Origin of the sequence: Streptomyces sp. NPDC126503 (assembly GCF_040302405.1) — a bacterium.
GTDB lineage: Bacteria > Actinomycetota > Actinomycetes > Streptomycetales > Streptomycetaceae > Streptomyces > Streptomyces gulbargensis.
Genome location: NZ_JBEORS010000002.1, coordinates 220,164 through 239,786 on the forward strand (window position 1 = coordinate 220,164; position 19,623 = coordinate 239,786).

A 19,623-nucleotide genomic window follows, 5' to 3' on the forward strand; every position below is an offset into this window, starting at 1 on the left:
CTGGTGCTCTCGCTCATCTCGTGGTCGTCGTCGGGGTCGTGGTCGTGCGGGCCGTGGCGACCGCGCCGGGAAGGGAGGTACGGGGGGTGGGCGCGCCGTTCACCCGGTAGGCGCCGTCACCGGTGGCCAGTACGTCGACCCACTCCCCGCGCGGGTGGCCGCACCGGCGCTCGCAGCCGGAGAAGTGGACGGGCAGGAGACGGCCGGGCGAACCGGCCCGCGCCTCGTCACCGGTGCCGGACGTCCCACCGGGGCCCGGCTGCGGGGCCCTTCCCGCCGTCGCGTCCCCCCGTACGTCCGCCAGTGACTTGGCGCATCCCGGTCGGCCCGTGCAGGCCGTGACGCCGGCCCACGGGGAGTCGGGGCGGGTGATCAGCCCGAGGCCCGCGAGGACCGGGAGACGGCCGGCGGCCTGGCCGGTGACGACGACGGCACCGCGCCACGGCGTGAGCCGCACCTCGTCGGCACCGTCCGCGAGGGCCCGCAGCTGCGCGGCGGTGAGCCGGCCGAGCGGGGCCAGGACGTACAGGCCGCACTCGCCGAGCGGACCGGGTGCGGGCGGTGCCCCGTGGGGGAGGGCGGGAGCGGGTACGGGCTCCGCCGGGATCCCGGCCCGGGCGAGGGCGCCGGCCAGGTCGGGGGCGTGGCCGGGCGGCAGCTCGGCCACCCGCCAGGCACCGGTCCCGGCGGCCCGGGCGGCGGCGAGGAAGGCCCCGGCGGCGGCGACCGCGGCCCGGGCCGCGTCCGTCCCGGCGACCCGGAGGGCCCGCCCGCCGGACCACAGCAGGGCCCCCCGGTCCGGTGCGTCCCGTACTGCGACCAAGGTCACATCCGCGCCGAGCGCGGTCATGTCCCCGCGGCCGTCGTCGAGGGCGAAGAGGAACCGGCCCGAGAGGGCGGCCGTCCACGGCTCCGCGCAGAGCAGGGCGTCCAGTTCGCGCGCCCACAACTGGACGTCGGCCGTGCCGAGTCCGTCCAGGCCGGCGGCGGGGGAGGCCACGATGTTGCGGATCCGCTCGTGACGGGGGGAGGGCAGCAGGCCCGCCCCGGCCAGGAGCGCGGCGAGCTCCGTGCCGCAGCCCTCGCCGAGGCCCCGCAGCTCCGCGTTGCCGCGCGAGGTGACGCTGATCCGCCCGTCGCCGAGGCGCTCCGCCGCGTCGGCGAGGACGCGTGCCTGACGAGGCGTCAAGCTACCTGCGGGCAGCCGGAGTCGGGCCAGGCGGCCGTCGTCGGCCGGGTGCAGGCGCAGCGCTCCGGGGCAGGCGTCGCCACGGTCCCGTACGCGGGTTTCGCCCGGTTCGGGCGCCGGGGGTGGGGTGGGCGGCATGGCGGCGAGCATACCCACGGCGCACCGTCCGGCCACGTGGTGTGATCGGGCCGACTCCGCCGCCCCCTCGGCCGCCCCGGCGGCACGATCTAGGATGCGAAGCGGCATGGGGTCCCAGGACCCCGGGGAGGAAGCCCGGTGAGAATCCGGCGCGGTCCCGCCACTGTGAGCCCGTACCGGCGACGGAACGGGTGAGTCAGGAACTCCCTTCCCCGCGCTCCCGGCTCCGTCCGGGCCGGGGAGGCCACCCACCACACGACCACCCGGGGCGCGGACAACCCCGAGGAAGGCCTGAGCTCGCCATGCTCCTGCTGCTGTCGCACTCCGACACCGACCTGCTCAGCGCCCGGGCGGCCGCCGCCGCCGCGCCCGACGGCCCGGTCGCGTACCGCTTCGCCAACCCCTCCCGCCTGCCGCTGGACGAACTGCCCGCCCTGCTCGACGGCGCCGACCTGGTCGTCGTCCGCCTCCTCGGCGGTGTCCGCTCCTGGCAGGAGGGCCTCGACGCGGTCCTCGCCGCCGGGAAGCCGGTGGTCGTGCTCAGCGGCGAACAGGCGCCCGACGCGCAGCTGATGGCCACCTCCACCGTGCCGATCGGCGTGGCCACCGAGGCCCACGCCTATCTGGCGCACGGCGGCCCGGCCAACCTGGAGCAGCTGGCCCGCTTCCTCTCCGACACCGTCCTGCTCACCGGCCACGGTTTCGAGGCCCCGGCCCCCGCCCCCACCTGGGGTCCGCTGGAGCGGACCGCGCGGACCGGGACCGGCCCGGTCGTCGCCGTGCTCTACTACCGCGCCCACCACATGAGCGGGAACACCGCCTTCGTCGGCGCCCTCTGCGACGCGATCGAGGACGCCGGCGGCCGGCCGCTGCCGCTGTACGTGGCCTCGCTGCGCGCCCCCGAGCCGGAGCTGATCGACACCCTCCGTACCGCCGACGCGATCGTCACCACCGTCCTGGCCGCGGGCGGCACCAAGCCCGCCGAGGCGCAGGCGGGCGGCGACGAGGAGGCGTGGGACGCGGGCGCGCTGGCCGCGCTCGACGTGCCGATCCTCCAGGCGCTGTGCCTGACCGGTTCGCGCGCCGCGTGGGAGGAGAACGACGAGGGCGTGTCGCCGCTGGACGCGGCCGGACAGGTCGCCGTGCCGGAGTTCGACGGTCGCCTCATCACCGTCCCGTTCTCCTTCAAGGAGATCGACGCCGACGGCCTGCCCGCGTACGTCGCCGACGCCGAGCGCGCGGCCCGCGTCGCCGGCATCGCCGTCCGGCACGCCCGCCTCCGGCACATCCCGAACGCCGAGAAGAAGCTGGCGCTCGTCCTGTCCGCGTACCCGACGAAGCACTCCCGGATCGGCAACGCGGTCGGCCTGGACACCCCGGCCTCGGCCGTCGCCCTGCTGCGGCGCCTGATGGCCGAGGGGTACGACTTCGGGCCCGAGGACGAGATCCCCGGGGTGGTGTCGGGCGACGGCGACGAGCTGATCCGCGCCCTCATCGAGGCCGGCGGCCACGACCAGGACTGGCTGACCGAGGAGCAGCTGGCCAGGAACCCGGTCCGCATCCCGGCCGCCGACTACAAACGCTGGTACGCGACCCTCCCCGAGGAGCTGCGGTCGCACGTCGAGGAGCACTGGGGCCCGCCGCCCGGCGAGATGTTCCTGGACCGGTCGCGGAACCCGGAGGGCGACATCGTCCTCGCGGCCCTGCGCCGCGGGAACCTGCTGATCCTCATCCAGCCGCCGCGCGGCTTCGGCGAGAACCCGATCGCGATCTACCACGACCCCGATCTGCCGCCGTCCCACCACTACCTGGCCGCCTACCGGTGGATCGCCGCCCGCGCCGACGACGGCGGCTTCGGCGCCGACGCCATGGTGCACCTGGGCAAGCACGGCAACCTGGAGTGGCTGCCCGGCAAGAACGCGGGCCTGTCCGCCGCGTGCGGCCCGGACGCGGCGCTCGGGGACCTGCCGCTGGTCTACCCGTTCCTCGTCAACGACCCGGGCGAGGGCACGCAGGCCAAGCGGCGCGCCCACGCCACGCTCGTCGACCACCTGGTGCCGCCGATGGCCCGCGCCGACAGTTACGGCGACATCGCGCGCCTGGAGCAGCTGCTCGACGAGTACGCGCAGATCTCGTCCATGGACCCGGCGAAGCTGCCCGCGATCCGGGCCCAGATCTGGACGCTGATCCAGGCCGCCAAGCTCGACCACGACCTGGGTCTGGAGGAGCGGCCGGAGGACGACGGCTTCGACGACTTCCTGCTGCACGTCGACGGCTGGCTGTGCGAGGTCAAGGACGCCCAGATCCGTGACGGTCTGCACGTCCTCGGCGGCGCGCCGACCGGGCCCGAGCGGGTCAACCTGGTGCTGTCGATCCTGCGCGCCCGCCAGATCTGGGGCGGTACGCAGGCGCTGCCGGGTCTGCGCGAGGCGCTCGGCCTGGACGAGTCGGCCGCGACCCGGGTCACCGCCGACGAGGCGGAGGCGAAGGCGCGCGAGCTGGTCGAGGCGATGGAGGCGGCGGACTGGTCGGTGGACGCGGTCGCGTCCGTGGCCGCCGTGTACGGCCCCGAGGTGCACGCCGTGCTGCGGTTCGCCTGCGAGCAGGTCGTGCCGCGCCTCGCCGCCACCACGGACGAGCTGACGCACGCGGTGCACGCCCTGAACGGCGGGTTCGTGCCGGCCGGCCCGTCCGGTTCGCCGCTGCGCGGCCTGGTCAACGTCCTGCCGACCGGCCGGAACTTCTACTCGGTCGACCCGAAGGCGGTGCCGTCCCGCCTCGCCTGGGAGACCGGCCAGGCGCTCGCCGACTCGCTCCTGGAGCGCTACCGCACGGACAACGGCGACTGGCCGACCTCGGTGGGCCTGTCCCTGTGGGGGACGAGCGCGATGCGGACCGCCGGTGACGACGTGGCGGAGGCGCTCGCGCTGCTCGGCGTCCGCCCGCTCTGGGACGAGGCCTCGCGCCGGGTGAACGGCCTGGAGCCGATCCCGCTCGCCGAGCTGGGCCGCCCGCGCATCGACGTCACCCTGCGCATCTCGGGCTTCTTCCGTGACGCGTTCCCGCACGTCATCGGCCTCCTGGACGATGCCGTACGGCTCGTGGCCGGCCTCGACGAGCCGGCCGACCAGAACTACGTACGGGCGCACGCGCAGGCCGACCTGGCCGAGCACGGCGACGAGCGGCGCGCCACGACCCGCATCTTCGGCTCGCGGCCGGGCACGTACGGCGCCGGCATCCTCCAGCTGATCGACTCGCGCGACTGGCGGACGGACGCGGACCTCGCCGAGGTGTACACGGTCTGGGGCGGTTTCGCGTACGGGCGCGGCCTGGACGGCCGTCCGGCGCGGGCCGAGATGGAGACGGCGTACAAGCGGATCGCGGTCGCGGCGAAGAACACGGACACGCGCGAGCACGACATCGCGGACTCCGACGACTACTTCCAGTACCACGGCGGCATGGTGGCGACCGTCCGCGCCCTGAAGGGCACGGCCCCGGAGGCGTACATCGGCGACTCCACCCGCCCGGAGACGGTCCGCACCCGCACGCTGGTCGAGGAGACCTCGCGGGTCTTCCGGGCGCGGGTGGTCAACCCGCGGTGGATCGAGGCGATGCGGCGCCACGGCTACAAGGGCGCGTTCGAGCTGGCGGCGACGGTCGACTACCTCTTCGGGTACGACGCGACGACGGGCGTGGTCGCCGACTGGATGTACGACAAGCTGACGCAGGAGTACGTGCTCGACCCGGAGAACCAGGCCTTCCTGAAGGAGGCCAACCCGTGGGCGCTGCACGGCATCGCGGAGCGCCTCCTGGAGGCGGAGTCGCGCGGCATGTGGGAGAAGCCGGACCCGGAGACGCTGGCCGCCCTCCGCCAGGTGTTCCTGGAGACGGAGGGCGACCTGGAGGGGTCGGGGGACGAGGCGTAGCCCGGTCCCGGCGCGGTGGCCGGGGCCCGGGTGCGGTGCGCCCGCCGCGGCCCGTGGTGCCCGGTCACCGGTGCGTGAGGGTGCGCGCCGGTGACAGGACGAGCCGTCGGCCCGGGAAGGACGCCCGGAGCCGGCGGTCGTGGGTGACCACGATCAGCGTGCCCCGGTAGGCCGCGAGCGCGGCCTCGAACTCCTCCACCAGCCCCGGTGACAGGTGGTTCGTGGGCTCGTCCAGGAGCAGCAGGTCGGCCGGTTCCGTCACCAGGCGGGCCAGTTCCAGCCTGCGGCGCTGCCCCGCCGACAGGAGCCGGACCGGGGTCGCCAGGTCCCGGGCGGAGAACAGTCCGAGGCGGAGCAGTTCGTCCTCGCGGCCCTCTCCGAAGGCCTCGCTCACCGTACGGGGGTCGGTGGGCGGGGCCGTGTCCTGCCGCAGCAGTCCCACCCGGCCGGGGGCGCGTACGGTGCCCGCGTCCGGGGTGAGTTCGCCCGCGAGGACCTTGAGGAGCGTGGTCTTGCCGGCGCCGTTGGGCCCGGTGACGAGGAGCCGTTCGCCCGGTTCGAGGTGGAGGGCGTCCAGGCGGAGCCGGCCGTCCACCCGTACCCCGGTCAGGTCGACGGGCGCGCCCGCGCCCGCCAGGTCCGCGTGGAAGCGGAGCGGTTCCGGGGGCGGCGGCACGGGATCGGCGGTGAGCCGGGCGAGCCGTTCGCGGGCGGCGCGGATACGGCTCATCGCGCCGTGCGCCCGGGACCGGGCGCGGAAGGCGCCCGCCCCGCTGAAGGAGGCCGGGGCCTTGCGGGGGATCGCCGAGAACCGGTCGATGTGGGTGTCCGCGAGCGCGGTGTGGCGGGCCAGTTCGGCCTTCCACTCCTCGTACGCGCGCTGCCGGCGGGCCCGTTCGGCGGCGCGGCCGGTGAGGTAGCCGGCGTAGCCGTCGCCGTAGCGGCGGACGGTGTGGCGGTCCTCGTCCACCTCCAGGACGGCGGTGGTGACCCGTTCGAGGAACGTCCGGTCGTGGGAGACGGCCACGACCGTGCCCCGGTGGGCCCGCAGCCGCTCCTCCAGCCAGGTGACGGCCTCGTCGTCCAGGTCGTTGGTGGGTTCGTCGAGCAGCAGGAGCTCGGGTTCGGCGGCGAGGACGCCGGCGAGCGCCAGGCGGGAGCGCTGCCCGCCGGAGAGGGTGCCCAGGGGGCGGGTGCGGTCGAGGGGTCCTGTTTCGCCGAGGCGCCGCAGGACGGTTGCGACGCGCCGGTCGGCACCGGCGCCGCCCCGCGCCTCGTAGGAGGCGAGGAGCCGGGCGTAGCCGTCGAGGTCGCCGGTGTCGCCGAGGGCGGCCTCGGCGGTACGGATGGCCCGCTCCAGTTCCCGTATCTCCGAGAGCGCGTGGTCGACGGCCTCGCCGACGGTGGCGGTGGGCGGGAGGTCGAGGGTCTGGGCGAGGTGGCCGAGGCCGCCGGGGGCGTCCACGGTCACCGTGCCGTGGGTGGGGGTGTCGAGTCCGGCCAGGAGCCGGAGGAGCGTCGACTTCCCGGAGCCGTTGTCCCCGACGATGCCGAGCCGTTCGCCGGCGCGGACGGTGAGGGAGACCCGGTCGAGGACGGTGCGGTGGTGGACGTACCGGTCGTCGAAGCGCCGGGTGACGTCGGTGAGTTGTGCACGGAACAAGGGCGCCTCCCGGGCCGGTCACGGCAGTGAAACGAGACGAGACGTCTCGTTTCAATGACCGTACGCCCCCGGGGCGACCTTGGCAAGACGTTTCGTCTCGCCTGGGGTCGCCCCATTCGGAGCGGGTGCCTCAGGCGGACAGCAGGCGCAGGACCAGGGCGACCACGGCGAGGAGCGTGAGCACCACGACCGGGGTGACCGCGAAGTCCTTCTTCCGGAGGTGGGTCACGAGCGCCCCGGCGAAGTAGAGGACGACGCCGGCCGCCGCCGCGGCGCCGAGCGGGGCGATCGCGAGGCCGGCGAGGAGCCCGAGCGCGCCGGCCAGCTTGGCGGAGGCGAGCCAGGGCAGCCAGGTCCCGGGGACGTCCAGCTTCGTCATGCTCCCCACGATCTGCGGGTTCCGGGTGAAGGTCAGGAAGGCCGAGGCCGACAGCGCGAGGGTGAGCAGGAGGGCGACGGCGAGGTACGCGACGAACATGGCAAGGCTCCAATGGTCTGGGGACGTAAACCGTTGAGAACTATAAACGATTAGCCCAGATCCATCATCGGTCCGCTGCTACGGTGGGTGGCATGGCAGCTGCTGACCCCTCCGACCGCCTCGGCTTCCTCCTCTCGTACCGGGGGGAGCTCACGGGCGCCCGCATCCGGACGGCGCTCGCCGTCGCGGGGCTGCACCCGAGGAACGCCATGACGCTGATGCGGCTGGCCCCCGGGGCCATGAGCCAGCGGGAGCTGGCCGCCGCGCTGGAGGTCGACCCCAGTCAGCTCGTCGCGATCCTGAACGACCTGGAGAGCGCGGGGCTGTGCGAGCGGCGCCGCGACCCGGCGGACCGGCGCCGGCACATCGTGGAGATCACGGACGCGGGCGCGGCGGTCCTCGACCGGGTCGACGCCGCGGTGAGCGAGGCCGAGCGCGAGCTGTTCGCCGACCTCACGCACGAGGAGCGGGACGTGCTGCGCCGCCTGCTGGACCGCGTGGTCGTGCGGCACGGCGATCACGACTGCGGCTGAGCGGCCCTCCCCTCCCCCTGGACGCGGCGGCGCCGGTGGCGACCGCCGCGTTGCGCGTCCGCGTCCGCGCGCCCCGGGCATCAGGCCGGCCCGGCACTTGTGCCCGATCATTGTTCTAGTAGAGTGCGAACAAGTGGAACAGTGATCCCGGCCTGCGCCGGGAGAGGGGGAGACCATGACCCGCGACACGACGGAACCGACCGGCCCCGCCCGCACGGGAGTCCGCCTGAGGGGCGGCCGGCCCTGGGCAGCGCTGCCGTTCCTGCTGGCCCTCACCGGGTACGCGGTGGTCCTCGTGCTCTGGTGGGACCGGCTGCCGGACCCCGTGGCCACGCACTTCTCCGGTGCCGACGGCCACGCCGACGGCTGGACCTCCCGTACCGGCACGGCCGTGACCGGCGCGGTCCTGCTGGTCGTGGCGGGCGCGGTCTGGACGGCGTTCGTCCGCCGGCCCGCCCTCGCCGGAGCGTGGGCGACGGCCGGGTTCCTCGGCGCCCTGCTCGCCCTGATGCTCCGCGCCAACCTGGACGCGACCGGTCCGGAGCCCGCCACCCTGTCCCTCGGCCACCTCGCGGCCGGCGCGGCCGTCGCCGGCCTCGCCGCGCTCGCCGGGTGGGCGGTGAGCCGGCTCGTGGTCGAGGAGGGGCGCCCGGGTGCGTCCGCCCCGGAGGGCGAGCCGGACGCGCGGCTGCCGCTCGGCGCGGGCGAGGTGGCCGGCTGGTCCCGGTACACCGGCTCCGCGGCGCTGACCGCGCTCGGCGCGGGCCTGGTCCTGGCCGGCCCGGTCGTCCTGGCCGCAGGGTGGTGGCCGGTGGCGCCGCTCCTGGTGGCGGTCGGTGCGGCGGGGCTCGGGCTCGCCCGCGTCCGGGTCACGGCCGACCGGCGCGGCCTGACCGTCGCGCCCGCCGTGACCGGCCGGCCCCGGATCCGTATCCCGCTCGACGAGATCGAGGGCGCGGACGCACGGGACGTGCGCGCCGTGGCGGACTTCGGCGGCTGGGGCTACCGGGTCCGCGCCCACCGCACCGGCCTGGTGCTGCGCTCCGGCGAGGCCCTGGTCGTCCGGCGCGCGGGCGGTCGCGAGTTCGCGGTCACCGTGCCCGACGCGCGGACGGCCGCCGCCCTCCTGAACACGCTCGCCGCACGGCATGGGAAGGTCTGACGGTGCTCTTCCGGGTCGACCCAGCCTCCTCCGTCCCCCTCGGCGACCAGATCGCCGCCTGCGTCCGCGGGGCGCTCGCCGGCGGCTCCGCGGCGCCCGGCGAGCGCCTCCCGGCCGCCCGGGACCTCGCCGACTCCCTCGGCGTCAACGTCCACACCGTCCTGCGCGGCTACCAGCGGCTGCGCGAGGAGGGCCTGATCGAACTCCGCCGGGGCCGCGGGGCCGTCATCGTCCCCGGTGCCACCGCTCCCGACCGCGCCCGTCTGCTCGCCCGCCTCCGCGAGGCGGCGGCGGAGGCCCGCGAACTGGGCCTGAGCGAGGCGGAGTTCCTCGAACTGGCCCGGACCTCGCTGGCGTGACCGCCCGCCTCCACCCCGGGCCCGGCGGATTTTGCCGAACGGTCGACCCGTCGCCGCCCCCGCTCCCGTAGCGTCCTGGCCGTATCCGTCGAACGCACCGCGGGCGGCCCCCCAGCCGGGCGGGCCGGTCCGCCGAGGAGGCATGCCATGAGTCCGGTCGACCTGTTCACGACGGCGTCCGCCCTGCCGGACGCCTGGAGCTCCCACCTGCTGGCGCGGGTGGGAACGGCCGGGGTGAAGGTCCTCCGCATGGACGGCCGCCCCCTGCCGCCCGAGACCCACGGCGCCCCCGAGGTGCTCCTGGTGCTCGACGGCCGCCTCGAACTGTTCGTGGCCGGCACCGCGGTGTCGGTGGCCCCCGGCGGCATGTACCGGGTGCCGGCGGGCGCCCCCCACGCCGTCCGCCCCGGCAGTCACGGCACGCTGGTGATCGTGGAGGCCCCGGAGGAGTGACGGTTCCGGCGGTCGCGGCCGCCCGGCCCGGGCCCGTACCGGGCGACCGCCCCGCCCCGCCGATAACCGCACGACGGCCCCCGCCCCCGTACCCATAGAATTTGAGCCTGCTGTCGGAACGACCACGGCATCGCACCCCACTGGAATGGAGCATCCCAGGATGGCTCGACACCTTGTCACCAGCGCACTTCCCTATATCAACGGGATCAAGCACCTGGGCAACATGGTCGGGTCGATGCTCCCGGCGGACGTGTACTCCCGGTACCTCCGCCAGCGCGGTCACGACGTCCTGTACATCTGCGCCACCGACGAGCACGGCACCCCCGCCGAGCTGGCCGCCAAGGAGCAGGGTCTGCCCGTCGACGAGTTCTGCGCCCGCGCCCACGACGCGCAGAAGGCCGTGTACGACGGCTTCCAGCTGGCCTTCGACTACTTCGGCCGCAGCTCCTCCCCGCAGAACGCCGAGATCACCCAGCACTTCGCGCGGAAGCTGTACGAGAACGGCTTCATCGAGGAGCGGGCGATCCGCCAGGTCTACTCGCCCGTCGACGGCCGCTTCCTGCCCGACCGGTACGTGGAGGGCACCTGCCCCCACTGCGGTTACGACAAGGCCCGCGGCGACCAGTGCGAGAACTGCACCCGGGTCCTCGACCCCACCGACCTGATCGAGCCCCGCTCGGCGATCAGCGGCTCCACGGAGCTGGAGGTCCGCGAGACCAAGCACCTCTTCCTCCTGCAGTCGAAGCTGCAGCACGAGGTGGAGGCGTGGATCGACCGCGTCAGCCCCGAGTGGCCGCACCTGTCCACCTCCATCGCCCGCAAGTGGCTGACCGAGGGCCTGAACGACCGTGCCATCACCCGTGACCTCGACTGGGGCGTGCCGGTGCCGGCCGACACCTGGCCGGAGCTCGCCGCCGAGGGCAAGGTCTTCTACGTCTGGTTCGACGCGCCCATCGAGTACATCGCCGCCACCAAGGAGTGGGCCGACGCCGCCCCCGACGGCGAGACCCGCGACTGGAAGTCGTGGTGGTACGAGGCCGACGACACGGTCCGCTACACCCAGTTCATGGCCAAGGACAACGTCCCGTTCCACACGGTGATGTTCCCCGCCACCGAGCTCGGCGTGCGCGAGCCGTGGAAGAAGGTCGACCTGGTCAAGGGCTTCAACTGGCTCACGTACTACGGCGGCAAGTTCTCCACCTCGCAGAAGCGCGGCGTCTTCACCGACACCGCCCTCTCCCTGCTGCCCGCCGACTACTGGCGCTACTTCCTCGTCGCCAACGCGCCCGAGTCGGACGACTCCTCCTTCACCTGGGAGCACTTCACCGCCACGGTGAACAAGGACCTCGCCGACACCCTGGGCAACTTCGTCAACCGGGTCCTGTCCTTCTCCCGCAAGCGCTTCGGCGACGAGGTCCCGGCGGGCCACGCGGCCGGCGAGGCGGAGGCGAAGCTCGGCGAGGAGATCGCGCGGCTGCTCGCCGAGTACGAGGAGCACATGGAGGCCCTCCAGTTCCGCAAGGCCGCTGCCGCGCTGCGCGCCCTGTGGTCCGCGGGCAACTCCTACCTGGAGGAGAAGGCCCCCTGGCTGGAGATCAAGACGGACGCCGACGGCGCCGCCCTGACCCTGCGCACGGCGATGAACCTCATCCACCTGTACGCGGTGGTCTCCGAGCCCTTCATCCCGGCCTCGGCCGCCGCCATGCGCGGCGCCTTCACCCTGGCCGGGGACACCGCGACCTGGGTCACCGCCGAGCAGGCCAGGGCCCTGGACGCGGTCCCGGCGGGCACGCCGTTCACGGTGCCGCCGGTCCTCTTCGCGAAGATCACGGAGGAGGACATGGAGTCCTACCGCGAGCGTTTCGGCGGCGGCACCCCGGCGGCCTGACCCGCCCGGCGCCCGGCGCGCGCTCGGCCTGATCCCGGCAAGGGGGCCGGGGACCTCGTGTCCCCGGCCCCCTTGCCGTACCCGGGGCCGTGCACCCCTGCCGTGTCCCGGCCGTACCGCCCTGCCGTTCGCGGCCCGCGCCCGGTCACGCGGCGCGCAGCTCCCGCACCCCGTCCTTCGTGAGGCTCACGCGGACGAGGGCGGCGGCCAGCCGGGCCAGGTCGTCGCCCGGCACCAGTTCCGCCAGGCCGGCCGGGGTGGTGGGCAGACCGAGGTCCCCGGCCGCCGCCCGCGAGCGCGCGTCGAAGAAGGGCCGTACCTCCGGCCACACCGCCTGCACCTCGCGGCAGAAGATGTCCGCGCCCACGGGCCCGATCCGGGGCACCTCCCGCACCAGCGCGCGCAGCGCCTCCGTGTCGCCGGCCGCCTCGGCACGGAGCCGGCGCAGGTCCCCGTGGAAGCGGTCGAGCACCACGCGGGCGCCCTCGCCGAGCGCGGTCGCGGTGCTCTCGTCGTACCGGACGTAGTGCGCCCGGCCCAGCGCGTCCACCCGCTCCCGCCAGGCCGAGGCGGCCATCGCCCGGGGGGTGCGCAGCCCCGCCGCCCACAGTTCGCGGGCGGCGGCGGTCGCCGTCCCGGCCCTGATCCGCACCGAGAAGAGGACGGTGAGGACGAGCAGCCGGTACAGCGTCGCGGGCTTGTCGTGGAGCGTGATCCCGGCCTCCTCGGCGTAGGTGCGCCCGTGCGCGCGGAGCAGTCGGCCGACGAGCCGGTCGGTGTCCATGGTGGTCCCCCCGGTGGTGGGTCGGTCACGGGTCAGTCGGTGTACGACTCCAGGGTGCCGCGCCGCCGCAGGTCGAGCGTCGCGCAGTGGAAGGAGCCGCCGAAGGGCGCGTAGTGCATCAGGTCGCACGGAACCGGCTCGAAGCCCCAGGACTCCAGGGCGCGGAGCATGCCGGTGTGGTGGCGTTCCGCGACGACCCGGCGCTCGTCGAGCATGAGGACGTTCATGCTGAGCCACTTGCCGCAGAGGGAGGTCACCTTGAGCAGCCGGTCGTGGATCGGGTCGGGCGGCGGGGCGACCAGGACGTCCCAGTTGCGCAGCACGTCCGGCAGCCGGTCGACGTCGACGTACTCCGGGTTCACGAGCACCCGGCCGGGCGCCAGCGGCATGAACGTGGTGTCGATGTGCATGGGGGTGCGGCAGCGGCTGTGGATCTCGTGGACGCGGTAGCCGGGGCCGAGGTGGCGGCGCAGCCACTCGATGCCGCTGAGGTTGGTGACGTTGCTGCGCGTCACGAAGAGGTCGCGCCCGGCCCGGACGAAGTCGGCCGCGTCGAAGACCGGCTCGAACTCGGTCAGCAGGTACCGCATCGGCTCACCGGGCCCGGGGATCCGGAAGTCCGGGTCGAACAGCTCGTTGGTGAGCTGCGGCCTCGGCGCCGCCGTCCAGCGGGCGCCGCGCCGGAAGCAGTCCTTGAGGAGGGCGCGGTAGGCGTGGGTCTCGAAGTAGCGGCAGGGCCAGGCCATCGGCGTCTCGATGATCTCGTCGCCGACGACGAGCATGCAGTCCCGGGGACAGGCGGTGCAGAAACCGTGCGAGGACCAGTCGGGGGTGCTGAACCGCTGCCGGTGGTCGACCGGGTCCGGCCGCCGTACGGTCACGCCGGCGGACTCCAGGAGGGCGATGAAGCCGTCGAGCTCCTCCTGCGCCCGGTCGAGCAGCGCCCGGGGATAGCGGAAGCCGGCCGCGAGACCCTGCAGCTTGGCCGCGAAGGGCGGGATGTTGCAGCTCACGGCGGGGTGGCGGGAGGGGATGGTGGCGCCGTCGAGACGGCCGACGACGACCTCCTCCAGCGGGTCCCACTCGTTGTGCGACAGGACGGGCGGTGCGGCGGTCGCGGCGGCCGGGGCGTGGGCGCCCGGACCGCCGGTGGCCGGGTTTCCGGTGGTGCTCGGGGTGCTCGTGCGGCCCCCGGGGTCCGTGGTGGGCGCGGTGGCCGGGGGCGCGGACGTCGCGACGGCGAGGGACGGCTCACTCCGGAAGCGGGGCACGGTTGCCTCCTGCTGCGGTCGGCGGCGACGGAACACCGCGCGAGTGCCCCCTTCACGGCCCGCGCATGCGCGGGCCGGCATCGGTCAGGATTCGAGAAGCGCCGGCCGGGGGCCCGCGCCTAACGTTTTCGTCATGGACCTCACCATTCACACCACCGCCCTCCCGCACACCGACCCGGACGCCTCCGTGGCCTTCTACCGGGACGTCCTCGGCTTCGAGGTGCGCAGCGACGTCGGCCAGGGCGCGATGCGCTGGATCACCGTCGGCCCCGCCGGGCAGCCCGGCACGTCCGTCCTTCTGGCCCCGCCGGCCGTCGACCCCGGCATCACCGAGGCCGAGCGCCGCACGATCACCGAGATGATGGCCAAGGGCACCTACGGCTGGATCCTGCTGGCCACCCACGACCTGGACGGCACCTTCGAGAAGATCCAGGCCACCGACGCCGAGGTCGTCCAGGAGCCGACCGAGCAGCCGTACGGCGTCCGCGACTGCGCCTTCCGCGACCCGGCGGGCAACCTCGTCCGCATCCAGGAACTGCGCTGATGTGCCACCCCGGGTGGGCCCGCGCCCGCACCGAGGCACACCTGACCGCCTTACGTGCCCGAGAGGCACGTGACGTCCCCGCACCCCGCACCGAGTCGTACGAGAGGGAACCCGCCATGGCCGGCACTGCGAGCACGGCGAAGACCACCGCCCGGAAGACCACCGCCCGGACCGCCGAGAAGGAGACCGCGGGGAAGCCTGCGTCGTACGACGGCTTCACGGAGGAGGAGCGGGAGGCGATGAAGGAGCGCGCGAAGGAGCTGAAGGCCTCCGCGCGCCGCACCTCGCGCACCTCCCGCGCCGACAAGGCCGCCGAGGCGGAGGCCGACGTCCTCGCGAAGATCGCCGAGATGCCGGACGCGGACCGGGTGCTCGCCGAGCGGATCCACGCCCTGGTCAAGGAGAACGCCCCGGAGCTGGCGCCGAAGCTCTGGTACGGCATGCCCGCCTACGCCAGGGACGGCAAGGTCGTCTGTTTCTTCCAGAGCGCGCAGAAGTTCAAGACGCGGTACGCGACGCTCGGCTTCAGCGACCTGGCCCGGCTCGACGACGGCGCCATGTGGCCGGCCGCCTACGCCCTGACCCGCCCGACCCCCGCCGACGAGGCCCGCATCGCCGACCTGCTGCGGAGGGCCGTCGCCTGAGCCGCGGGCCCCGGACGACCGGCGCCCGCCGCCCGGCGGGGGCGGGTGACCGAAAGCGGTCCGCCGGCGGCGCGGGCCGCATACCGTGGGACGGTCGGTGATCATCCGTACCTCCCGCGTGAAAGGGCTCCTCGCATGACGGACAGCGGTACATCCGAGCCGGTCGTCACGACCCCGGTCGGCCGGGTGGTCGGCGGGCGCGCCGACGTCGTGGACGACGCGTGGGGCGGGGTGGCGGCGGTGATCCGGCTGGACGACCGGTTCGGGCCGGACGCCCTCGCGGGCCTGGACGCCTTCTCGCACGTGGAGGTCGTCTACCACTTCGACCGCGTACCGGTGGAGAAGGTGGAGACCGGGGCCCGGCATCCGCGCGGCAACGCCGACTGGCCGCTCGTCGGCATCTTCGCCCAGCGCGGCAAGAACCGCCCCAACCGCCTCGGCGTCTCCCGCTGCCGCCTCCTGCGGGTCGACGGCCGGGAACTCCACGTCGAGGGCCTGGACGCGGTCGACGGCACCCCCGTCCTGGACATCAAGCCCTACATGTCCGAGTTCGGCCCCCGCGGCCCGGTCACGCAGCCGGAATGGGCCACCGAGATCATGAGCCGGTACTACTGACCGGGCCTCTTCCGCCCGGAAGACTGTGCCGAATGGAGAAACGATCAAGCAGGGACAGGGCGGGCGGGCACGGCGGGCAGGGCGCGCCGCGCGGGCACGGGCCGGTCCTGCGGACGGAGAACGGTCTCGTACGGGGCCGGGCGGCCGCCGGCGGTGTCACCGCCGTCCTGGGCATTCCCTACGCGGCCCCGCCCTTCGGCGCCCGCAGGTTCGGTGAGCCGGAGCCCGCGGCGCCCTGGGACGGCGTCCGGGACTGCACGCTCTTCGGCCCCGTCGCCCCGCAGTCGGCGGAACTGCCGGGCGCGCCGGTGTGGCGGCCCGGGGACGAGGACGTCCTCACCGTCAACGTATGGGCGCCCGAGAACACCGGCACCGGCCCCGGGCCGCTGCCGGTGTTCTTCTGGATCCACGGCGGCGCCAACACCTTCGGCTCCTCCGCCCAGCCCGACTTCGACGGTACGGCCCTGGCCCGCGCCGGGCTGGTCGTCGTCAGCTGCAACTTCCGCGTCGGCTTCGAGGGCTTCGGCCACGTCCCCGGCCACCCCGACAACCGGGCGCTCCTGGACCAGGCCGCCGCGCTGCGCTGGGTCCGTGACAACATCGCGGCCTTCGGCGGCGACCCGGGGAACGTCACCGTCGCCGGGCACTCGTCCGGGGCCGGCGCGGTGGTCTGCCTGATGGCCACGGAACGGGCCCGGGGCCTGTTCCGGCGGGCCGTCGCCCACAGCGTGCCCAGCGCGTTCCACTCGGTCGCGCTCGCCGCGGCGGTCACCGGGCGGATCGCCGCCGCCGCGGGCGTCGCCCCGACGGCCGAGGGCCTGCGGTCGGCGTCGCCCGGCGCGCTGGTCGCCGCCTCCGACGCGGTGTCCGCCGCGTGCGCCACGGACCCCGTCGCCGCCGTCCACGCCTTCGAGTCCGTGATCTTCCAGCCCGTGGTGGACGGCGAGGTGCTGCCCGCCGACCCGCTGCGCGCCCTCGCCTCGGGGGCGGCGCGGGACATCGATCTGCTGCTGTGCCACGCCGAGGAGGAGTACTGGTTCCTGCACACCGTCGGAGCCGTACGGGAGGTCACCACCGAGGCGGAACTCGGCGAGCTGGCCCGGGCCCTGGACCTGCCGGACGGCCTGGTCGAGGGCTACGGCGCGGTGATGCCGGGCGCACCCGTGCTCGACCGCGCCCTCGCCGTCCTCGGGGACGCGAAGTTCGGCGCGTACACCACCCGGCTGGCCGAGACCCACGCGCGGGCCGGCGGCCGTGCCCACCTGGCCCGTTTCGCCCGTGCCCGGCCGGGAGTCAGGCCCTGGCACACCGCGGACGTGCCGTTCGCCTTCGGCAACCTGGACGCGCCCGGCGCGGACTTCCTCGTCGGGGGCGCCCCCGACGAGGCGGACCGCGCCCTCTCCCGCCGCATGCTGCGCGCCTGGGCGGACTTCGCGGCCGGGGGCGACCCGGGCTGGCCGCCGGTCACCGCCACCGCCACCCCGGCCCGCGCCTGGGCGGTCCCGGACGACCGGCTCGTCGACGCGACCGCCTCCCCGGTCCACGGACTGTGGCGCTCCGTCCCGTTCGGTCTCCTCCGTCCCCTGCGTGGTACGGACGCCTGACATCCCCGGCCGGGGGCGCCGCGCCCGTCCGGGGGGTCAGGCCGAGGCCTCGGCGCGGGCGGCGCCGGTGCGGGCGGCCGGAGCCGGCCTCGGGGCGAGGCGGCGACGGCGGGTCGGGAGCCCCACGGTGGGGTGGGCGACGCCCCAGGCGGCGCCCTTGCAGATCAGCTCCTTGTAGCGGGCGGCCAGGCGGCCGGTGAGGGCGCTGTCCCGGGCCCGGTCGTCGGCGGTGACGAACTGGATGAGGCCCTCGGAACGGCCCAGGGAGACGCACTGCTGGAAGTAGCGGATCGTGATCGAGGGGACCTTGGTGCCGGTGAGACGGGCCGCGATGGCGTCGGCGGCCTGCCAGGCCATGGGGACGCCCGAGGCGCAGGACATGCGCAGCGGCTTTCCGCCGGGACCGAGGGCGTGGGCGGCGTCACCGATCGCGTACACGTCGGGGTGCGAGTGTGAGCGCATCGAGGTGTCCACGGTGATCTGTCCGTGGTCGGTGGTGTGCAGGGTCGTCGCCCGCGCCAGCGGGTGGACGGCGAAGCCGGTGGTCCAGACGGTGGCGTCGGAGGGCAGGGTGGCGCCCCCGGCGGTGGTGACGCCGTCCGCCGTGACGGCGGTGACGGTGGTGTGCTCGTGGACGGTGATGCCGAGCTTGTCGGTCACCTTCCGCAGGTGGGTGCGTCCCTTCCCGGAGAGCCAGTCGCCGAGGACGCGGGGCGTGGCCAGGGTGACGCGGAGGTCGGGGCGGGCCTCGGCGATCTCGGTGGCGGCCTCCAGACCGGTGAGGCCGCCCCCCACGACGACCACGGGCCGGCCGGCGCCGAGCGCGGCCAGGCGCTCGCGGAGGCGGAGGGCGCCGGGGCGGCTGGAGACCTCGTGGGCGTGTGCGGCGGCGCCGGGAACCCCGCCGTCGTTCCAGGTGCTGCCGAGGGCGTACACGAGGGTGTCGTACTCCAGTACCTCCGCGCCGCCCGCCGGGGCGGTACCGGCGGGGGTGACGGTGACAGTCCTGCGGTCGACGTCCACGCCGGTGACGCGGGCGAGCTTCAGCGTGACGCCCGTGCCCGCGAAGATCTCCCCGAACGGCCGGGGCTTCAGCTCCTGCCCGACGGCGAGCTGGTGGAGCCGGACGCGCTCGACGAAGTCGGGCTCGGGGTTGACGAGGGTGATCGTGACGTCCGCGCGGTGCAGCCGCCGGGCGAGGCGGCCGGCCGCGACGGCTCCGGTGTAGCCGGCTCCGAGGACGACGATGCGGTGCTGCATGTGCCTGCTCCTGTCTGCGAGGTTCGGCCGCTGTCTGCGCGGTGTCGCCTCTTGAACCGGACAGCCCCCCGATCCCTGACAGAAGCGGGATGTGACCTGCGTCACGGCGCCTCAGAGCCGGTGGAGCGGCTCCTCCTTTATCGTCCGGGCCGCCCACTGCTCGGTCGCGCGGACGAGTTTGTCCGGGTTGACCTGGCTGCGGACGGCGACGATGCCCTCCGGCGTGACCTCCAGGCAGGTGATCGCGACGACCCGCCCGTCCACGACCGCCACGAACGCCGGCTCCCCGTTGGCGGTGGTGGCGTAGATGTCGGGCGCCCCGCCGACGAGCTTCCGCTTGGCGTCCGCGGGCTTGAACAGACCCCGCAGGAACGTGGCGACCGCGACCGCGCCCTCGAACGCCTTCGCGCGGGCCGGCACCTTTCCGCCGCCGTCACCGACCGCCACGGCGTCCTGCGTGAGCAGCCGGACGAGGGGTTCCGTACGGCCGCTGGTCGCCGCCGCCAAGAACTCCTCCACGATCCGCCGGGCCGCCGCCGCGTCGATCTCGGTGCGCGCCCTGCCGTCCGCGACGTGCTTCTTCGCCCGGTGCAGGATCTGCTGGCTGGCGGCCTCGCTGATGTCCAGGATCTCGGCGATCTCCCGGTGCGGGTAGTCGAACGCCTCACGCAGCACGTACACCGCCCGCTCGTTCGGCGTCAGCCGCTCCAGCACGACGAGGACGGCGTACGAGACGGACTCGCGCTGCTCGGCCGTGTCGGCCGGGCCGAGCATCGGGTCCCCCGCGAGCAGCGGCTCGGGCAGCCATCTGCCCACATAGGTCTCACGCCGGGCACGGGCCGAAGTGAGCTGGTTGAGGCAGTAGTTGGTGAGCACCTTCGTCAGCCAGGCCTCGGGCACCTCGATCCGCGCCACGTCGGCCGCCTGCCAGCGCAGGTACGTCTCCTGCACGGCGTCCTCCGCCTCGCTCGCCGAGCCGAGCAGCCGGTAGGCGATGGCCTCCAGCCGGGGCCGCGCGGCCTCGAACCGGTCGGTGTCACTCGTGATCAGTGCCATGCCAGCGATCCTAGAGGCGCCGTGCACACCTGCGGCAGGGCCCGGCGGCTTTCTCC

The 19,623-nt window shown here is 74.8% G+C and carries 17 protein-coding genes and 1 riboswitch; of the genes, 10 read left to right on the plus strand and 7 right to left on the minus strand.

From position 1 onward, the window contains the following. Window positions 1-13: 13 nt before the first annotated feature. Window positions 14-1,339: a ferredoxin-like domain-containing protein gene (locus ABTY40_RS03785; RefSeq protein ID WP_352058230.1), complete on the minus strand. Its 1,326-nt coding sequence runs from the start codon at window positions 1,337-1,339 to the stop codon at window positions 14-16. 115 nt (window positions 1,340-1,454) lie between these two features. Beyond that, a riboswitch (cobalamin riboswitch) is annotated at window positions 1,455-1,533 on the plus strand. Window positions 1,534-1,629: 96 nt separating this feature from the next. Between ABTY40_RS03785 and cobN the strand changes: the two genes are divergently transcribed. Then, entirely contained in the window at window positions 1,630-5,253 is a 3,624-nt protein-coding gene (cobN, locus tag ABTY40_RS03790; RefSeq protein WP_352058004.1) for a cobaltochelatase subunit CobN, read from the plus strand. A 64-nt stretch (window positions 5,254-5,317) separates the two neighbouring features. On the opposite strand, the gene ABTY40_RS03795 is transcribed toward cobN, so the two are convergent. Together ABTY40_RS03795 and ABTY40_RS03800 are read right to left on the minus strand one after the other, a co-directional pair. Continuing rightward, on the minus strand, window positions 5,318-6,916 hold the full coding sequence (locus ABTY40_RS03795; RefSeq protein WP_352058005.1) for an ABC-F family ATP-binding cassette domain-containing protein: 1,599 nt from the start codon (window positions 6,914-6,916) through the stop codon (window positions 5,318-5,320). Between the two features lie 130 nt (window positions 6,917-7,046). After that, the gene (locus ABTY40_RS03800; RefSeq protein ID WP_352058006.1) at window positions 7,047-7,394 is read right to left on the minus strand and encodes a DoxX family protein; all 348 of its coding nucleotides are present in this window, start codon (window positions 7,392-7,394) and stop codon (window positions 7,047-7,049) included. Window positions 7,395-7,486: 92 nt separating this feature from the next. Here ABTY40_RS03800 and ABTY40_RS03805 point away from each other — a divergent pair, with 92 nt between their 5' ends. From ABTY40_RS03805 to metG, 5 genes are all read left to right on the plus strand, one after another. Then, entirely contained in the window at window positions 7,487-7,927 is a 441-nt protein-coding gene (locus ABTY40_RS03805; protein WP_352058007.1) for a MarR family winged helix-turn-helix transcriptional regulator, read from the plus strand. Window positions 7,928-8,102: 175 nt separating this feature from the next. Further along, the gene (locus ABTY40_RS03810) at window positions 8,103-9,089 is read left to right on the plus strand and encodes a DUF1648 domain-containing protein (RefSeq protein WP_352058008.1); all 987 of its coding nucleotides are present in this window, start codon (window positions 8,103-8,105) and stop codon (window positions 9,087-9,089) included. A 2-nt stretch (window positions 9,090-9,091) separates the two neighbouring features. After that, window positions 9,092-9,448 carry a GntR family transcriptional regulator gene (locus ABTY40_RS03815; RefSeq protein WP_352058009.1) on the plus strand — a complete coding sequence of 119 codons (357 nt, stop codon included), beginning with the start codon at window positions 9,092-9,094 and terminating at the stop codon, window positions 9,446-9,448. A gap of 147 nt (window positions 9,449-9,595) precedes the next feature. Next, window positions 9,596-9,901 carry a cupin domain-containing protein gene (locus ABTY40_RS03820; protein ID WP_352058010.1) on the plus strand — a complete coding sequence of 102 codons (306 nt, stop codon included), beginning with the start codon at window positions 9,596-9,598 and terminating at the stop codon, window positions 9,899-9,901. 160 nt (window positions 9,902-10,061) lie between these two features. After that, window positions 10,062-11,789 carry a methionine--tRNA ligase gene (gene metG, locus ABTY40_RS03825; protein ID WP_352058011.1) on the plus strand — a complete coding sequence of 576 codons (1,728 nt, stop codon included), beginning with the start codon at window positions 10,062-10,064 and terminating at the stop codon, window positions 11,787-11,789. Window positions 11,790-11,934: 145 nt separating this feature from the next. On the opposite strand, the gene ABTY40_RS03830 is transcribed toward metG, so the two are convergent. Both ABTY40_RS03830 and ABTY40_RS03835 read right to left on the minus strand, forming a co-directional pair. Then, window positions 11,935-12,573, minus strand: coding sequence for an endonuclease (locus ABTY40_RS03830; protein WP_352058012.1), 639 nt, complete (start codon window positions 12,571-12,573; stop codon window positions 11,935-11,937). A gap of 32 nt (window positions 12,574-12,605) precedes the next feature. Further along, window positions 12,606-13,670, minus strand: coding sequence for an amidinotransferase (locus ABTY40_RS03835; RefSeq protein WP_352058231.1), 1,065 nt, complete (start codon window positions 13,668-13,670; stop codon window positions 12,606-12,608). Window positions 13,671-13,977: 307 nt separating this feature from the next. On the opposite strand from ABTY40_RS03835, the gene ABTY40_RS03840 reads away from it, so the two are divergent. The 4 genes from ABTY40_RS03840 (at window position 13,978) to ABTY40_RS03855 (ending at window position 17,251) form a co-directional block, all read left to right on the plus strand. Continuing rightward, window positions 13,978-14,388 carry a VOC family protein gene (locus tag ABTY40_RS03840; RefSeq protein ID WP_352058013.1) on the plus strand — a complete coding sequence of 137 codons (411 nt, stop codon included), beginning with the start codon at window positions 13,978-13,980 and terminating at the stop codon, window positions 14,386-14,388. A gap of 116 nt (window positions 14,389-14,504) precedes the next feature. Next, complete coding sequence (locus ABTY40_RS03845) at window positions 14,505-15,032, plus strand: iron chaperone (protein WP_502990478.1); 528 nt, start codon at window positions 14,505-14,507, stop codon at window positions 15,030-15,032. Window positions 15,033-15,167: 135 nt separating this feature from the next. Beyond that, a complete protein-coding gene (locus tag ABTY40_RS03850) occupies window positions 15,168-15,647 on the plus strand; it encodes an SAM-dependent methyltransferase (protein ID WP_352058014.1) in 480 nt (159 codons plus the stop codon). 32 nt (window positions 15,648-15,679) lie between these two features. Further along, complete coding sequence (locus tag ABTY40_RS03855; protein ID WP_352058015.1) at window positions 15,680-17,251, plus strand: carboxylesterase/lipase family protein; 1,572 nt, start codon at window positions 15,680-15,682, stop codon at window positions 17,249-17,251. 36 nt (window positions 17,252-17,287) lie between these two features. Here the strand turns inward: ABTY40_RS03855 and ABTY40_RS03860 are convergent, their stop codons facing one another. Together ABTY40_RS03860 and ABTY40_RS03865 are read right to left on the minus strand one after the other, a co-directional pair. Continuing rightward, window positions 17,288-18,511 (minus strand): NAD(P)/FAD-dependent oxidoreductase, encoded by a 1,224-nt coding sequence (locus ABTY40_RS03860; protein WP_352058016.1) that lies wholly within the window; start codon window positions 18,509-18,511, stop codon window positions 17,288-17,290. A 111-nt stretch (window positions 18,512-18,622) separates the two neighbouring features. After that, window positions 18,623-19,567: an RNA polymerase sigma-70 factor gene (locus tag ABTY40_RS03865; protein ID WP_352058017.1), complete on the minus strand. Its 945-nt coding sequence runs from the start codon at window positions 19,565-19,567 to the stop codon at window positions 18,623-18,625. Window positions 19,568-19,623: the final 56 nt, after the last annotated feature.

What these genes read in the sequence shown, in the direction of transcription:
- ABTY40_RS03785 (WP_352058230.1), bottom strand. Translation starts at nt 1,339, where the DNA reads ATGCTCGCCGCCATGCCGCCCACCCCACCCCCGGCGCCCGAACCGGGC.
- cobN (WP_352058004.1), top strand. Translation starts at nt 1,630, where the DNA reads ATGCTCCTGCTGCTGTCGCACTCCGACACCGACCTGCTCAGCGCCCGG.
- ABTY40_RS03800 (WP_352058006.1), bottom strand. Translation starts at nt 7,394, where the DNA reads ATGTTCGTCGCGTACCTCGCCGTCGCCCTCCTGCTCACCCTCGCGCTG.
- ABTY40_RS03805 (WP_352058007.1), top strand. Translation starts at nt 7,487, where the DNA reads ATGGCAGCTGCTGACCCCTCCGACCGCCTCGGCTTCCTCCTCTCGTAC.
- ABTY40_RS03810 (WP_352058008.1), top strand. Translation starts at nt 8,103, where the DNA reads ATGACCCGCGACACGACGGAACCGACCGGCCCCGCCCGCACGGGAGTC.
- ABTY40_RS03820 (WP_352058010.1), top strand. Translation starts at nt 9,596, where the DNA reads ATGAGTCCGGTCGACCTGTTCACGACGGCGTCCGCCCTGCCGGACGCC.
- metG (WP_352058011.1), top strand. Translation starts at nt 10,062, where the DNA reads ATGGCTCGACACCTTGTCACCAGCGCACTTCCCTATATCAACGGGATC.
- ABTY40_RS03830 (WP_352058012.1), bottom strand. Translation starts at nt 12,573, where the DNA reads ATGGACACCGACCGGCTCGTCGGCCGACTGCTCCGCGCGCACGGGCGC.
- ABTY40_RS03840 (WP_352058013.1), top strand. Translation starts at nt 13,978, where the DNA reads ATGGACCTCACCATTCACACCACCGCCCTCCCGCACACCGACCCGGAC.
- ABTY40_RS03845 (WP_502990478.1), top strand. Translation starts at nt 14,505, where the DNA reads ATGGCCGGCACTGCGAGCACGGCGAAGACCACCGCCCGGAAGACCACC.
- ABTY40_RS03850 (WP_352058014.1), top strand. Translation starts at nt 15,168, where the DNA reads ATGACGGACAGCGGTACATCCGAGCCGGTCGTCACGACCCCGGTCGGC.
- ABTY40_RS03855 (WP_352058015.1), top strand. Translation starts at nt 15,680, where the DNA reads ATGGAGAAACGATCAAGCAGGGACAGGGCGGGCGGGCACGGCGGGCAG.
- ABTY40_RS03860 (WP_352058016.1), bottom strand. Translation starts at nt 18,511, where the DNA reads ATGCAGCACCGCATCGTCGTCCTCGGAGCCGGCTACACCGGAGCCGTC.
- ABTY40_RS03865 (WP_352058017.1), bottom strand. Translation starts at nt 19,567, where the DNA reads ATGGCACTGATCACGAGTGACACCGACCGGTTCGAGGCCGCGCGGCCC.